Here is a 468-nt window from a genome sequence, read left to right on the forward strand (position 1 = left end):
TTAACTGGGACTACTAGGGTTTCTAATCCTGTTTGATACCCACACTTTCGAGCATCAGCGTCAGTTACGCTCCAGCAAGCTGCCTTCGCAATCGGAGTTCTTCGTGATATCTAAGCATTTCACCGCTACACCACGAATTCCGCCTGCCTATACCGCACTCAAGGCACCCAGTATCAACTGCAATTTTAAGGTTGAGCCCCAAACTTTCACAGCTGACTTAAGCGCCCGCCTACGCTCCCTTTAAACCCAATAAATCCGGATAACGCTAGGATCCTCCGTATTACCGCGGCTGCTGGCACGGAGTTAGCCGATCCTTATTCTTACAGTACCGTCAAGCTGGTTCACGAACCAGTGTTTCTTCCTGTACAAAAGCAGTTTACAATCCATAGGACCGTCATCCTGCACGCGGCATGGCTGGTTCAGGCTTGCGCCCATTGACCAATATTCCTCACTGCTGCCCCCCGTAGG

General features: G+C 50.9%; 1 rRNA gene. It reads right to left on the reverse strand.

The features are described from left to right. A 16S ribosomal RNA gene (locus M6G53_RS25055) occupies positions 1-468 on the reverse strand; the annotation flags it as partial.

Source organism: Serratia nevei, from assembly GCF_024160145.1.
GTDB lineage: Bacteria > Pseudomonadota > Gammaproteobacteria > Enterobacterales > Enterobacteriaceae > Serratia > Serratia nevei_A.